Below are 14896 nucleotides of genomic sequence, written 5' to 3'. Positions count from 1 at the left end.
GTCTATCGTGCCGAATCTCAATCCCTTCATGACCGCAGATGAGTATAGCAAGTGCCTTACACGATTCATTTGGCACTTTTGCTAGATCGAAAAATTATCTTCCAATCCCCTCTCATCTTTGTAACATTTTTGCGGAAAGGTTGTCTTAAAGGGTAGACACGTGTTCAAAAACCGACGGCACGCCGAAGGGAGACGACCTATCAGCACGGCAGCACGCTTTCCACTGAAGCGCTTTTACCTGAGGGACGCGGAGGCGGAACGGATGGAGGAATCCCCCGCCCCCCCACCCCTTGACGAGGTGGCAATCCTCCATGCCGCTCGCACCGATCTGCGTCATTTTGCGCCGATCTACGAGCGCTACGCCAAGCGCGTTTATGCCTACTGCCTGCGGCGGGTGGGCGACCCTCACGAAGCGGATGATCTGACCAGCACCATCTTCACCCGCGCCCTCACCGGGCTGGTCAGCTATCGTGGGGGTGGGGTGGCGGCGTGGCTGTTCACCATCGCCCGCCACACCGTGATCAACCATCACAAACAGTGTGGGCGTCACCCCGCTGCCGATCTCAGCGCGGCAGAGGTGCTCCCCGACCCGGCACCGCCCCCCGATCAGGTGGTGATCGAAACACTGGAGAGCGCCGCAATACGGGCGTTGGTTGCACAACTTCCCGATGAGCAGCAAGAACTCATCTGGTTGAAGGTATCAGGGGGGCTGACAGCCGAGGAAATCGGGACGGTGATCGGCAAACGTCCCGGCACGGTGCGTACCGCGCTCAGCCGGATCATCAGCACCTTACGGGATCGCTATCGAGACACTCTTGGCGTGGAGGAGAGGAATGAATGACTGAGAAATACACTCGCGCCCAAGAGATCGCAGAGATCGCTTTGGACGCTTACCTAGACCGTTTGCGCCACGACCTAAACACCGCTCCCCCGTCAGAACTTGATCCGGCGGTGGCGGCGATGGCGCGGGCGCTTACCGAGGCGGGTGCGGCAGCCCTGACGCCAAGCAAGCAGACGGCGCTTTGGCTGCACGCCCTTCATAAGGCAGCACAACATCAACCTTCCCCCGCCCTGATTCCGCCTTCGTCAGGGGAGAGGAACACAACAAACCACGTTGGTCACCCCTCCCTTTACATGGACGACTCACGAGCGGGCTTAGCTAAGGATAATCCCATGACCGTTTTAGCCTACCCATCACCAAGCGCACCACATGCGCGTCGTGCGCACATCCCAGGGAGCGCGTTCACCCTTTCCCTTGTGGCAGCCCTGACTCTTATCTTGTTCGGCGCGGCGGCACTCTCCGGCATACCTCGCCCGAAAGACGGGCGGGGGCAGACCCTCCCCGGCGCGGCGGGGCAGGCAACCACACCAACGCCCACCCCTCTGCCCACCTCAACACCCTTTGCTACCCTCTTACCGCCTACGGTTGTCCCCGGCGGGACGGTGATCATCAGCGGCGGGACGCTCCCCGCGCCCATCCTTGAAGCGGGTACAGCACGGATCACGCTTGGTCCTATCCTACAGACAAATCCGGCAGAGAACACCTTCACCATTCCTATGAGGATAGAAGGCATTGGACGGGTTGTTCCGCAGCCGCTCCCCGCAACAGTCTACTTGTGGCTGACCGATGCCGCATCCCAAACGACGATCCTTTCGGGGGTTTACCCCACCTCGCCGTCCTTTCATGTTTCGATACTGCCCACCTCAGGACAGTACGGGGTCACCGCGATTGCCTTGAATCCTGATGGTAGCTATGCCAGCGCCCCAACAGGCGTCACCTTCATCTACAATGCCGAAACCTTTACCCTGACAACGCTTGGCGGGGCGGCGCTGCTCCCGATGGCAACCGCTCTCCCCACCGCGACGCCCATCAGCGGCAACCCCGCAACAGGAATGAACTGTGTCTACACCGTTCAGGCGGGCGACACCCTGATTTCTATTGCCGCCCAATTCGGCGTGACGATCGATTTTCTTCAGGGAATGTATCCGAGCCCACTTCAGGTTGGACAGCAGGTGATCATTCCGAACTGCATCATCAGCGCCACCGCCCCCATCGCCCCTCCTCAGGTCATCTCAATGGGAATGAACAGCACATACCAAGCGCAGTTTGCCCCCGGTTCAACCCAGATCACCTTCACCACACGGGCAGAGGCAGAAGGGCTTGTCTTTGCCCTGCTCCAGACGACCAATCACCCGCTCCTCATTGATCTTGGCTATTCGGTCAACGCTCCCGGACAAGGTGGCAGTGGCGGCGGTGGTGGGGGGGGCGGCTCTGCCGGTGACGCCATGCCTGTCGATGAATATGGTGTGTTCCTCCACGCAAAAGCGGGTGATGAGGTGGTTCTTCAGGTCACGACGAACGATCCTTCGACAGAAGGGCAGTTCACTCTGAGTTTGTATCAGTTCACCAACATTCCTACCCTTCGCGCTGAAACGCCCGTCAAGGGCAACCTGACGACAGACCGCCCGGTGGCGCTCTACACCTTCACCCCCGAACGCGATGGAGAGTATGGAGTCACTGTAAGCGCCGAAGGGAATGCTGATCTACAGCTTCTTTTCATCGAGCTAAACGAGGGGACAAACCTCTACCGAAGTTATGTGAACGGCTGCCATGTCTACGATCAGGTCTTTTGCATGGATCGTGATGGCGGGGCGGGGCGTGATCCTGAACTGCTCGGTGTGCCGCTGAAAGCAGGTAGGCGCTATACAGTGGCGGTCTACGGCGCAGCGGCGGGAGTAGAGGCATCCTTCACGGTGCAAGTGGGGGAGTGAGCTTTGTCGAGGCGATCCTCTGGGGCATAAAGACAGAACCTCCTCAATCTGTACATAGGCGAAGGGGGTAAGACGGGTGCGGTGAATGGGGTTTTAAGCCCCGAAGAGGTGGCTGATTTCAGCCCTCCCTTTAGGTAGCGGCGGGTGGAATGAGCGACCACACGAGGTCGCCCTTTCCACCCTACCTCGCCCTACGCCTTCTGTGCGGGGGCGGGAACTACCGTCACCACCAACGGCTTCACAAAGAACTTCCGCCCAAATTTGACCGCTTCCTCCACAATGGGCGGGATCAACCCCAAGAGGAACAACGTCGGGAACAAGACCATCGCCGCCGTGTTCATCCCAACAGGGAGGATGTAAATCGCGGCGAAGGCAATCCCTATCGTGATCACTGCTGCAATCAAACTCCAGCGATTGCTAAACACGCCAATTTCCCACAGGTTAAAGCGCAAGCTGCGGGCGGTGAAGGCGCTCCGTAGAATTTTCTGGATCATGAACATGGTGAAGGTTGCTGTTTGCTGCATTGCCAGCGCCACCCCATCGGTATCCGCCAGCCCAATCGAGCGCGTGTAGTTGCGGGCAATCAGGAAGGTGATTGTCAGCAAAATCGTCACCACGATGCTCTGCAAGCCGATGCTGAACCACATGTAGCGCGTGATCACTGGCTCTGTCGAGGGGCGCGGCGGCTGCTGCATGACATCCGGTTCTTCTTTCTCGGCAGCAAGGGCAATGCTCAGCCACGAATCGCCAAGCAGGTTGATCACCAACAGTTGAATCGCCGTCAGCGGGACGGGGAAACCCGCCAATGCCGCCACAATGAACGCCCCAACCTCCGACCCGTTCGTGCTGAGTAGGGCGTGAATGTACAGCCGTGCGCGGTAGAGAATTGTCCGCCCCACTTGGACGGCAGCCCCAATTGCGCTGTATGTGCCGGTCAGGATCACATCGCTCACTTCTTTGGCAAGCTCTGTCCCATCCGCCATAGCGATGCCCACATCCGCCTGTTTCAGGCTTGCGGCGTCGTTCACACCGTCACCCGTCATTGCCGTCAGGTGCCCTGCCCGCTGCAAGCCGCGCACAATGGTCACTTTGTCCGAGGGGGAGACACGCGCATAGACATTCGTCTTGACAAGGCGGGCAAGTTCCTCTGGGGTCAGGTTGTCGGCGCCCTTTTCCGTATAGCGGCGCATTTCTACCCCGTCAATGACATCGTGCGAGGTTGCCTCGGCAGAGACAATCCCCACCTCACGGGCGATGGAAAGCGCCGTATTAGCGCTGTCACCAGTGATCATCTTCGCCGTAATGTGCGCCTCGCGCAGATGTTGGACGGTTTGTTTCACCTCACTACGCGGCGGGTCGGAGATGGCGATTAGCCCCACAAAGACCAGATTTTCCTCCACGCTGTCGTTTACTTCCGGGGGCAGCACGTCAAATTCCCGTTCGGCAAATGCCAAAACACGGTAGCCTTCGCGCTCAAAGCGCAGCACCTGAACCTGAATGCGTTTGCGTTTGTCGTCCGTCAGCGGGATTGCCTTGCCACCCTCAATGACCGTTGCACAGCGATACAAGAGGACTTCCGGCGCCCCCTTCGCATGGAGGGTGTGCGTCCCGTCGCCGTCGTGGTCAAGCGTACTCATCATCTTACGGGCGCTGTTGAAGGGGACGAGTCCAACGCGGCTGAGCAAGCGTTCTTCGTTCATCACAAAGCCCGCCATCTCCGCCAGCTTCCCTAGCGCCCGCTCTGTGCCATCTTTCAGGTTGTTGCACAGACGGGCAACATCCAGCAGCCGCCTGAATTCCTTCGAGCGGTTCTTGATCTCCGCCGCCTCAAGACGCACTTCTCCGGTATCGGGCGTCCAGACGTGCGTCGCCGTCATTTTGTTGAAGGTGATCGTCCCCGTCTTATCTGTACAGACGATGCTCACCGAGCCAAGCCCCTCTGCCGCGTACAGCTTGCGGATGATCGCCTTCTTGCCGACCATCTCGCGCACACCGAGGGCAAGAGCAATGGTGATGATCGCGCCGAGCGCTTCGGGGATGAAGGCAATGGCGAGGGCAACGGCAACAATCAGCGCATCCAAAATAGCATATTTCTGGACAACGACATAGATCAGGACAACAAGGACGCAGATGACGAGCGTCCCCACGAGGATGAAATTGCCTAGTTTTTCTAACTGCCGCTGAAGGGGCGTATCCGTCTTTTCCGCCTCTTGAAGTTCTTTGTAAATCTTGCCAAATTCGGTTGCCATGCCCGTGTTGGTGACTACCGCCCGCACATCACCGCCTTCGATGAACGTCCCCATATGGAGCATGTTGCTCCGATCTTTGATCAGCGCTTCTTCTTCAAGGACGCCCGTATGCTTTTCCGTTTCCGGTTCGCCCGTTAAGACGGCTTCCCCCGCTGTGGCATCGGTTGCCTGAATAATGCGGGCATCCGCCGGAACGCGATCCCCTTGTTTCAGGGTCAGCACATCACCCGGGACAACCTTTTCCGCGTTGATCTCAATGCGCTTCCCATTGCGGACAATGTGCGCCGGGATTTGCTGCATTTCCTTAAGTTTGGCAAGGGCGTTGTCGGCGGAACGATCCACCACATAACCGATGATTGTCATAAAGACAACAATACCCATGATCCAGCCCGCCTGCTGGAGCTTATCCGGTTCTCCTTGGGCAATGCCAATCCCCGCGCTCAAAATGGCGGCGACAGTCAGGACGATTGCCAATGGATCGGTCAGGGCGTCAATCAGGCTGGCAAGGAAGGATTCCTTTTCTTCTTCGGGGAGGGCGTTCTCGCCATATTTGGCAAGGCGTGTCGAGGCTTCGGCATCGGTCAAGCCGTTTATCGGATCAGTGGCGTGCTGGGCAATCACCTCCTCCTCGGAAAAAGCCCACCATGGCAAGATGGGCTGTGCTGCGATTGAACTATCCATCGTGGCTGGAAGGGGGGTGGATGGTTGGTGAGTCATAACTGTGAATAGCCTGCTTGTACTAGGGTATATCAAGAAGATAATCCCTTAAGGATACCTGAATCCCGCTAAGACGAGAAATGAATACCCCAAAAATGGGTGAAATATGTGGCGTTACACCGTCAGCCGATCTCCTCATCGCCCAAACGCGGGGTGAGCAAGCCGTGCCGCTTTGTATCCGTCTCGTCAAAGGTGGAGACGTTTCCCGTCCGCCGTGCCGCCATAATCTGAAGCGCCGTATCGCGGACGATTTCCTGTGGAGCGTTTAGCGCCGCCTCTAAAATTGCCTCGGCACGCGGGGTCATCAGACTAACGGCGACGCGGACGATATGCGCCCGCACCGCCGGATCGTCCTCCCGTTCATAGAGATCATCAATCATGATGGTTGTCTCCGCCACACGAATCCACGAGAGCAGCCAAACCGCCGCCTTGCGTGGGGTGGGATCGGGATCGTCCAAGACTGTGCGCAGAACGTTGATTAACTCTGGGGTTTGGTCGTTGTTGGTGAGGTCAATCCCTAAATAATTCGTCGCATGGAACAAGCCGCGTAAAATTGCCTCTCGTGCGCCTCCCCGCCACTCCGCGATCATAGCGATCAGTTCGGGAAGGGCATACTCGCCGCTTAGTTCAAGCAGCGTGAGCGCTGCCGCATACTGCACATCAGGATCGGGATCAAGGAGCGCCGCTCGCGTTACCGATATGGCTTGCGGGCTGCCGTTGACGCCCAATGCCTCCAAGACCATAACCCGAATATCAGGGTCGCTTGCCTTCAATGCCGCTGCCAGCGCCGGAACTGCCAGCGGGTCGCCATTTTCGCGCAGCCCCCACGCCGCCGCAAAACGGACGTTATCGGTCTCCTTTTCAAGTGCCGCCGCCAGACGTTCATAGGCGTGCGGCTCGCCTATCTCGCACAGGGAATAGATCACGCCTTCGCGCACAGCCTCTTCAGGGTCGCCTAGCGCTCGCTCTATGAGGGGCTGGATGCTGCTGTAGCTGAAGCCTCCCAAGTGCCGCGCCACCGATGCCCGTGCCGGCGTTTCACCATTGGAAAGGACGCGCTCAAAGACCAACCGTGCATCCCGATCCCCTCGTTTTTCCAACAACGATGCTGCCCCATAACGGACGAAAAAGGATGGGCTGCGCAGCGCCGCCTCTGCCACATCCAGCGCAATCGACTCTGGGGGGAGCGTGTTGAGCATGGTCGCTATTGCCCGCAGGGAGAGCCGCCGCGCTCCCTCTTGGCTGTGTGCCTCGGAAAGGCGTGGCTCATATCCGGTGATGTCATTGATCGGTGTGTCGTTTGTCATCCTTGCCAGCCCCTTTGCTTGACTCGCCCTTAAAGTTGCCTTATACTCCTCTTAATGGTGTAAAAAGTAATTTATGCAGGTTTTTTATGAGGATTCCCGATAAATCATCACTGATTGTAACGGTGAACGCTTGAAAGGCACGGAGGCAACACGCCCCGTGCCTTTTTTGTTGAGTTGGCTTGGTGTGGGTTGAATGTGTTCGTAGAACGGCATTGCGTTTGGCATAGACCATTAGAAAAGGAGTCGGTAATCATGGACTACGGGATGATCGGGCAGATCGCCAAAGCGAAATTTTACGCTGAGGAGCGCCACCGGATCAAATTTAGTGCCTTTGAAGTACGCATGGTGGGCGATAACAACACCCATACGATCACCTATGATGGAGGGTTGTGGGGCTGTACATCGAGCTTCTTTCAACAGCACGGCTGGAGCAGCCACACCGTTGCCTTAGAAGGTATTCTGAAAGACATGATCACGCCCGTCAGCCACGACGGGAGCAAGCCAAGCGCGGCAGGGTCTGCCAGCATCAGCCAAGTGGAAAAGGCAAAGAAATATACCCAACAGCCAGAGCGGGTCACTTTTACACGGTTTACAGCAAATTTTGAAGGGGATAACAACACCCACACCGTCACCTATGAAAACGGACGGTGGCACTGCACCTCAAAATTTTTCCAGACTCACGGCTGGAGCAGCCATACGGTGGCGCTGGAACGCATTTTGAAAGGCATGGTGGAGGTCTCTGCGCCCACAGAAGTGCAGTAACGAGAAGCCTACCAGAATGCGCGGTGAACTAGCACCCTTTCCCCCTCAAGCCTGATGGGGGAAAGGGGCATTCTGCTCTGTCATTTATAGTGTTCAAGCTCCTAAGGAATGATTGATCTCAACCCAGTGCTTTTTAGCGGTAGAATCACTGGGTTTCCTATTTCAACAGAACCTAATACCCCGCACCATGTAGGGATGCTCCATTGGGCTACTCGCTCTCCAGATTAATCGGGGCTGAACATATAACCAACACCGGGGACGGTGGTGATCAGTTTTGGGTCGCGGGTGGTTTCCACTTTGCTGCGCAGACGACTAATCAAACTCTTGAGCAGGTTTTTGTCTCCCTCGCCCGTATACCCCCACACCTTCTCTATGAGGGTTTCTGTGCTGAGGACATGCCCTCGGTTGACGACCAAGCTGTACATTAGGCGAAATTCAAGGTTTGTCAACTGTTTTGAATTCCCGTTGGGCAGCGTGACGGTATGTCGTTCGGGATCAAGGCTGACATTCGCCGCTGTCAGATTGGGAACAAGCGAGCTAGGGACAGTACGCGCCCGCCGCAGTTGAGCGTTGACATGGGCAAGAAAGAGTTGGTAACTGTAAGGCTTAACGAGGAAATCATCAATCCCCGCTTCGTAAGCACTAATTAGGTCATATTCATCAACAGGCGGCGAGAGCAGCATCATCGCCACTGACGATCCCCCCCGAATCATCTCAATTTGCCGGATCAAATTCCCGTCGATCTCTGCCTCATCAAGGATCAATAAGTCGGTTAGTTGATCCGTCCACACCCGTTCAATCTGTGCCGGATCAACAATGCTGGAAACATCATAACCCTCTTGGCGGAGGATGAAGGTTAGGATGTTGACCGATTTTACATCATCACCGAGGATTAGAATGTTCACGAATGGGGTCTTGGCTACCTCTGAATGTGTCGAAATAGAGTTACCTATGGGCTGTTCAAAGCCAGCGCATCCAACTCTAGATCATCCTATGTTAACGATCAAGATCGGACTGTGCGATGACTCTTTCTAGATAGGGATGCATAGGGGTGCATCATATGCCCCACCCTGTCCGCCATCCCCCGCAAGCGGTTCGCGTCAATCGCGATTCATCTCCAATCGCAGTTCAAAGGGTGTGTTTGGGTCTTGGGGAACAGCTAAACCATCCGACGCCATCGGGAGGTATCCCCCCGCTGTGACAATGATGCTATAGATTTCCTCGCGGACAAGCGGAGTGGTCATGGCGAAATTTCCCTCCGAATCGGTGAAAGCGATCCCATACACCTCGGACATTTGCCATGTGAAGTCGCGGACATCGACCTCCACCTTAAGGATAATGATTGTCGCCCCGAAAATTCCCGCTTTCGTCTCCGCATCAAGGATTGTCCCGCGCAGGGTTGCCCCTTCTGCCACACGGAAAATCTCTACCGGAAGCTGTCCCAAACCCACCCGTGCCGTCACCGCGCCCTTCACTTCGCCGGCAAGCAACAGTTCCAGCTTGTATGAGCCACTTGGCAAGCGGGCCGGCGCAGTCAGGCGCACCCACCCCTGCGATCCGATCAAGGATTCTTGCCATGGCTGAGTAACTTCAAAGAGGGGATTGTTATCCACTGTCCAGCGCCATGTGAAGGGCGTTCCAACGGCAACATCACGCCAATCAAAGAGAGCGTACATCTGTTGAACGGTGTCGGGGAGCGTTGTTCCGACCACGCCACTTGGCTCACCACGTCCATTCAATTCTGTGGCAAAGGTCAGGTTCGTGAAAATTTCTGTGTTATAGGCAATCTGCGCCCCCGCCATGATAAAATCCGCCGTCGCCGCTAGACGTTCTTCAATAGAGAGTTCAAGACGGTAGCGCCCCGCCTGAAGAGGTATTTCGGGTGTTCCACTGGCGTTCACGGCAAGTTTCCCATTGGCTCCGCCCGTCCATGTGCCAACCCCATTGGCAATCTCTAAGCCGTCGAAATACCACACCTGCCGCCATGTCAGCCCATCACGGAGGTTGTTGTAGGCAAATTCGGCGTTAATTGTCGGGCTGACGGGGAGGACGTTTCCTGCGCTAACCAATTGATTTTCCAGACTCAGCACACCAAAGACAATGTTGGAAAACTCTGGGCGTGCCTCTGCCACACCGCCCACGCTGATAGCAGCCGAGGCAACGCGCACCCCTTCGATAAACAACAAAAACTCATACTCCCCGTTGGGATAGACCTGCGCCGTACTGCCGATGTACCACAAGCCCGTTCCGCCGCCGCTCCATGTTGCTGGCGCAAGACTGAAGGTGGGGTCGGCAAGCCCATCGCGCAGGACGCGCATCTCGTAGATCATCCCATCGGTCATGTTGGCGTAATCAAAAAAGAGGTAAAGGCTGCTGATTCCCGTTGGGACGGCTTGAACAATTGTCGTTGGCATCCCGCCCAGATCAACGCCAGAGGCAAAAAACAGGCGGGCAAAGGTCGGATCGCCCTCCCGCTGCCCGCCGAGGGTCAGCGGCTGCTGAAAGTCGGGGGTGATACCCAAGCGGGCGGCGAGGATCAGTCCGCGTGCCAGACGTGCAGGACGCATCGCATTGATAAAGCCGCTGACCGGAATACATACATCGTTTGTATCGACACGCCCATCGCCGTTAGAATCCTGAATACGTCGGCAAGTGGGCTGTTCCCCCTCAGCGCCGCCGCTGCTGACCGGTTCAACGGTGGGAATACCGATCAAGTGCCCCGTCGTAATGTCATAAGCGCCGCCCCCCGTCATGCCGCCCGGAATGGCAGCACGGGTTTTGATCCATGCCCGATTTCCCACCCGTGCCTCGGCGGTGAAGCCGCTCACTGTACCGCGCACAATGCTGCTCACCGCCTCCGCCGTTGCCTCTCGTTCGGGCGCCGCATAGCCAACGAATTCAAGGGTGCTGTCCAAGCGCACCGCCTCAGAATCGCCCAATTCTACAAAGGGGAGTGCTAGCGCCGCCCGATTCACAGGGAGATCATCAATCGTATCGGTGATGCGCAAGACGGCTAAATCCCACCCAATGTTGTAATTGACCACCTCTGCATAATAGGTGGGTACGGGCGCTTCGTCCAAGCGAATGGTGAGGGCGATAATCAGCCGTTCTGAGCGGCAGCCGCCAATGGGCAGCACCACATGGGCGTTTGTCAGGATCAACCCGTCAGTGCTGACGAGTGTCCCCGACCCCACACAGGTGATGACCGTTGCCCCGACAGGGTTGGTGAACACCTGTAAAATCTGGACAGTGGCACGGCGGGTGTTTTCGGGGTCAAAGGCGCTCTGGGCGTGGGTGTGTTGGGTAGGAAGGGGTATGATGAGGTTGACAATCACCAACCACGCCAAAAACACACGCCTAATGAGCCTAACCATGAACCCTCCGTACCTTTGTTGGCTGTTGTTGGGGGGGAATCCCCACCTTGCAAGAAGTCGCATTGATGATAGTTTACAGTGGTTTCCTACAGTGGTTTTTTGCTTGGTATCCCCGGCTTGCGGGGAAAGCCCGGCGGGGTTGCCGCCACCTTGCCAAAAACGACAAGGTAATGAGTCTCGGCAACGCCTGGGAGTTCCACCGGATGAACGTTCAGCAATTTTCCTCCCAAAACACGGAGGGCGTTTTCGGCATGGTGCGCCTCGGCAATGGCGCTCTCACCCTTCATGGCGATGCACTTGCCGCCTAGTTTGCACAGCGGCAGCAGATATTCGACCAAGATTGGCATATGCGCCACTGCCCGCGCCAAGACAAGATCGTAACTTTCGCGGTGCGCCGCTGCTTGTCCGGCTTCCTCCGCCCGCAGGTTAACGAACGAGACACCGCTGATCTTCAGCGCCCCCACAAGATGTTCCAGAAAGGCGATCTTTTTCCCCGTTGCCTCCAAGAGGGCAAGCTGAAGGCTTGGCTGGATAATCTTCAGCGGCAGACCCGGAAAGCCCGCTCCCGTCCCGACATCGATCACGCGGGCGTTGGGAGGGACGTTCACGGCGCGAAGGATGGACAGCGAGTCAAGGAAGTGGCGGATTTCGATGCCTTCTGGATCGGTGATCGCTGTGAGGTTTGCCCGCGCCTTGTTCCACGCGATCAATTCCTCGGCATAAAGGGCGAATGCCGTCCGCTGTTCCGCCGAGAGGTCAACCCCAAACATATCGCGGGCAGCCGCTGTCAGTTTTTCAAGTTGCATAGGTTGAAACGTTATCACTGTTTGCGCGTGGCTGCTACTATCGTTTTCAAACCCCCCCGTGTAGAGGCGCATGGTATGCGCCTGCATAACCCCGCCCTAGTACGTCGTCAACGGGCGTGTGCGTCGCGGCGGGGCGATCATCCCTAAGACTTTGGCGATGGGCGGCGCGGTGCGAAAGGTCTGTTGAAGGGCGTCGTCCTCAATTGAATTGAGCATGATGTTGATCATATCGGCGGCAATGCCAGCATGAACGCGGGCAATCTCTGGCTGATCAGCGCTCAACACCTCGGCAAGGGCGGCGTGCGCCTGCCAGATCATCGTTTTGTCATTGGCATTTTGGGCGACGATAAACCCTTCATGAAGGTGGTCTTGTGCCTTCTCTTTCTCGCCCGCCGTGTGTGCCGCCCGTCCCAAGTTCAGCCGCGCCCGGATGATATGGCGGGGGGCATTGATGGGCGTTGCCATATCGAGCGCTTCTTGTGCCAAGCTGTGCGCCTCTGTCACCGCCCCTGTGCCAAGCAGTGCCTCAGATAGGCTGTGAAGGGACTGCATGATCATGTCGTTTTCTTTGATATTGCGCGAAATGGCGAGCGCCTCGCGGAGGCGTCCCAGACCTTCCTCCACACGCCCAACGGCGACGAGATCAACACCCAAATTGCGGATCAGGTCAGCATGGACGGCAGAACCGCTTAGCGCCATCGCCTTTTCGTGGTAATACAACGCTTTTTCCATCGCATACAAGCGCTGGTACGATTCCCCGAGGTTGCTGTAGACAACGCGCAGTCCGGTGACATCTTGGATTGCCTCAAGGATGGAGACCGCACGGAGGGCATATTTGATTGAGCGGTGGTGGTTGCCCATCATGTGATAGACAGCCGAGACGCTGTTGAGCGTTCGCGCTCGCCCGTCAAGATCATCCAGCCCTTCATAAATGGCAAGCGCCTGTTGCGCCACCCCCAACGCCGTCTCGATGTTCCCTTGCATCCAGAGAAGGTCGGCGCGAATACGGAGCAGCATCCCCATCCCTGGTTGGTAGGAGACTGCCTCAGCAAGGCGAATCCCTTCTTCTATATAGCGCAGCGCCCCAACAGGATCGCCCTGACGGTAGGTGAGCCGTGCCCGAAGCGCCAGCGCTTCGGCGCGTCCCTCGGTGCGGGGGGTAGCGGCAGTCCACACCTCAATTTCTTGAATTGCCTCGGCAAAGCGGTTGGCGCGATCCAAACATTCAACGATCCGGCGGCGGGCGATATCGATGAGCGCATCGCGGGTTGGATCAGCGCTTGCTACGGCAAGCTCAATGGCGCGGCGGCAAAGGGCGATCCCATCATCAAGATTGACTTTGCGATAGCTTTGGAGTGCTTGGCTGAGGCATGTCTTTACCTCACTTAGAGGGTCGGGTTCGGATGTTCCGTTCGTCATGGGCGGTGACCTCGGCATGTGGCACGTTAAGAATTAACGGATCGTCAAAGTGTACCGCCGCTTGCCCTAGAAAGAAACATGAAAGGGATGGGCAAGGGGGAACAGGAGCGACCTCTCTGTCCCCTTCCCCTGTAGAACAGGGCTGAGGGGGGTGGGGCGCGAACGCCCCAGGGGGCGTCTCTACGGGGGGGCGGGCGGGATGGCGGGTTAGAATGTCAACCACCCTAGTTATGGTTAGATGTTAATCCCTAACAGGATAAGTTGCCCTCCCTTGAAATTCGCCCTTGTGATAAAGTTCAAGGTACACTACATTAGTTGGGTGGACTTGGTGCGGAGGGAAGGACATTTCATGGTAGATATTATTAAAGTCTCTGCGCGGTCTCGCTCAACGGCAGTTGCCGGGGCAATTGCAGGGGTAGTACGTGAACATAAACGGGCGGAAATACAAGCAATTGGCGCTGGGGCGGTCAATCAGGCGATCAAGGCGGCTGCCATTGCACGGGGCTATCTTGCTGATGACGGGATTGATGTCATTTGCATCCCTTACTTTACAGAAGTGATCATTGAGGAACAAGAGCGCACCGCGCTGCGATTGATCATTGAACCACGCATTGTCACGGAGTAGTTCCCGCATCTTATGCCCTCTCTACGGATCGATCTTCATATGCACAGCACCGCCTCAGACGGGGTTTATACCCCCGAAGAGGTGGTTGAGATCGCCCTGACCAATGCACTCGATGTGATTGCCCTCACCGACCACGACACAACGGATGGTGTGGCACGGGCGCAAGCCGCCGCTGAGGGAACGCCTCTGCGGGTCATTGCCGGCGTCGAATTGAGCGCCGAGGATACACGGGCAGATCGGCATATCTTGGGCTATTTTGTCGATTTGCGCGATACAGCGTTGAGTCGCCTTTTGAACGAATTGCGCGATGCTCGTGTCAGCCGCGTCGTGCGGATTCTGAACAACCTTGAACGGATGGGGATTTCCGTCCCCATTGAGAATGTCCTAAGCATTGCCGAAAAAGGTGGCGGGCGATCTGTCTTGGGCAGACCCCACATTGCACGGGCGATGCTCAGTTTGGGACATGTGGGATCAATCCAAGAGGCGTTTGATCGCTACATTGGCGATAGTAAGCCCGCCTATGAAGCCCATCACCCGCTGCCTTCTGCCGAGGCAATCCGTGCCATTCACGAAGCGGGCGGGGTGGCGGTCATGGCGCATCCCGGACGGTACAGCGATTATCGCCCCTACCTAGCGGAAATGATCAGTGAGGGGCTGGACGGGGTGGAAGTCTATTACCCCGAACACCCCGCCTCGCTGATTAACGAACTGCGGGCAAAAGCAGCCGAACACAACCTATGGATGACCGTCGGAAGCGATTTCCACCGCCGTGAAGGGGATGGCAAAGCGCGGATCGGCTCGGTGGCGTTTCCAAACGATTTGAACGTGATCACGCTCCTACGGCAGCGCGGCGTGATCCCTTAAC

General features: G+C 57.0%; 11 protein-coding genes. 5 read left to right on the top strand and 6 right to left on the bottom strand.

From position 1 onward, the window contains the following. Positions 1-160: 160 nt before the first annotated feature. Together HS103_15000 and HS103_14995 are read left to right on the top strand one after the other, a co-directional pair. On the top strand, positions 161-841 hold the full coding sequence (locus HS103_15000; protein MBE7514105.1) for a sigma-70 family RNA polymerase sigma factor: 681 nt from the start codon (positions 161-163) through the stop codon (positions 839-841). Continuing rightward, on the top strand, positions 838-2772 hold the full coding sequence (locus tag HS103_14995; protein ID MBE7514104.1) for a LysM peptidoglycan-binding domain-containing protein: 1935 nt from the start codon (positions 838-840) through the stop codon (positions 2770-2772). Before HS103_15000 ends, HS103_14995 begins: the two co-directional genes overlap by 4 nt. Positions 2773-2963: 191 nt before the next feature. On the opposite strand, the gene HS103_14990 is transcribed toward HS103_14995, so the two are convergent. Continuing rightward, positions 2964-5738 (bottom strand): cation-transporting P-type ATPase, encoded by a 2775-nt coding sequence (locus HS103_14990; protein ID MBE7514103.1) that lies wholly within the window; start codon positions 5736-5738, stop codon positions 2964-2966. Positions 5739-5860: 122 nt separating this feature from the next. Beyond that, positions 5861-7045, bottom strand: a complete 1185-nt coding sequence (locus HS103_14985) for a HEAT repeat domain-containing protein (protein MBE7514102.1) — start codon at positions 7043-7045, stop codon at positions 5861-5863. A gap of 468 nt (positions 7046-7513) precedes the next feature. On the opposite strand from HS103_14985, the gene HS103_14980 reads away from it, so the two are divergent. Next, entirely contained in the window at positions 7514-7807 is a 294-nt protein-coding gene (locus tag HS103_14980) for a hypothetical protein (protein ID MBE7514101.1), read from the top strand. 224 nt (positions 7808-8031) lie between these two features. Here HS103_14980 and HS103_14975 read toward each other — a convergent pair whose 3' ends face one another. The 4 genes from HS103_14975 to HS103_14960 form a co-directional block, all read right to left on the bottom strand. Then, a complete protein-coding gene (locus tag HS103_14975) occupies positions 8032-8712 on the bottom strand; it encodes a response regulator transcription factor (GenBank protein MBE7514100.1) in 681 nt (226 codons plus the stop codon). 195 nt (positions 8713-8907) lie between these two features. Then, entirely contained in the window at positions 8908-11181 is a 2274-nt protein-coding gene (locus tag HS103_14970; protein ID MBE7514099.1) for a trypsin-like peptidase domain-containing protein, read from the bottom strand. Positions 11182-11267: 86 nt separating this feature from the next. Continuing rightward, complete coding sequence (rsmG, locus tag HS103_14965) at positions 11268-11987, bottom strand: 16S rRNA (guanine(527)-N(7))-methyltransferase RsmG (GenBank protein MBE7514098.1); 720 nt, start codon at positions 11985-11987, stop codon at positions 11268-11270. A gap of 96 nt (positions 11988-12083) precedes the next feature. Then, positions 12084-13406 (bottom strand): tetratricopeptide repeat protein, encoded by a 1323-nt coding sequence (locus HS103_14960; protein MBE7514097.1) that lies wholly within the window; start codon positions 13404-13406, stop codon positions 12084-12086. 349 nt (positions 13407-13755) lie between these two features. On the opposite strand from HS103_14960, the gene HS103_14955 reads away from it, so the two are divergent. Both HS103_14955 and HS103_14950 read left to right on the top strand, forming a co-directional pair. Continuing rightward, positions 13756-14031: a stage V sporulation protein S gene (locus HS103_14955; protein MBE7514096.1), complete on the top strand. Its 276-nt coding sequence runs from the start codon at positions 13756-13758 to the stop codon at positions 14029-14031. Positions 14032-14043: 12 nt separating this feature from the next. Further along, positions 14044-14895, top strand: coding sequence for a PHP domain-containing protein (locus HS103_14950; protein ID MBE7514095.1), 852 nt, complete (start codon positions 14044-14046; stop codon positions 14893-14895). The last annotated feature ends 1 nt before the right edge of the window (position 14896 follow it).

Source organism: Anaerolineales bacterium (assembly GCA_015075625.1).
Lineage (GTDB): Bacteria > Chloroflexota > Anaerolineae > Aggregatilineales > UBA2796 > UBA2796.
This window is presented reverse-complemented; position numbering and strand designations above follow the sequence as displayed.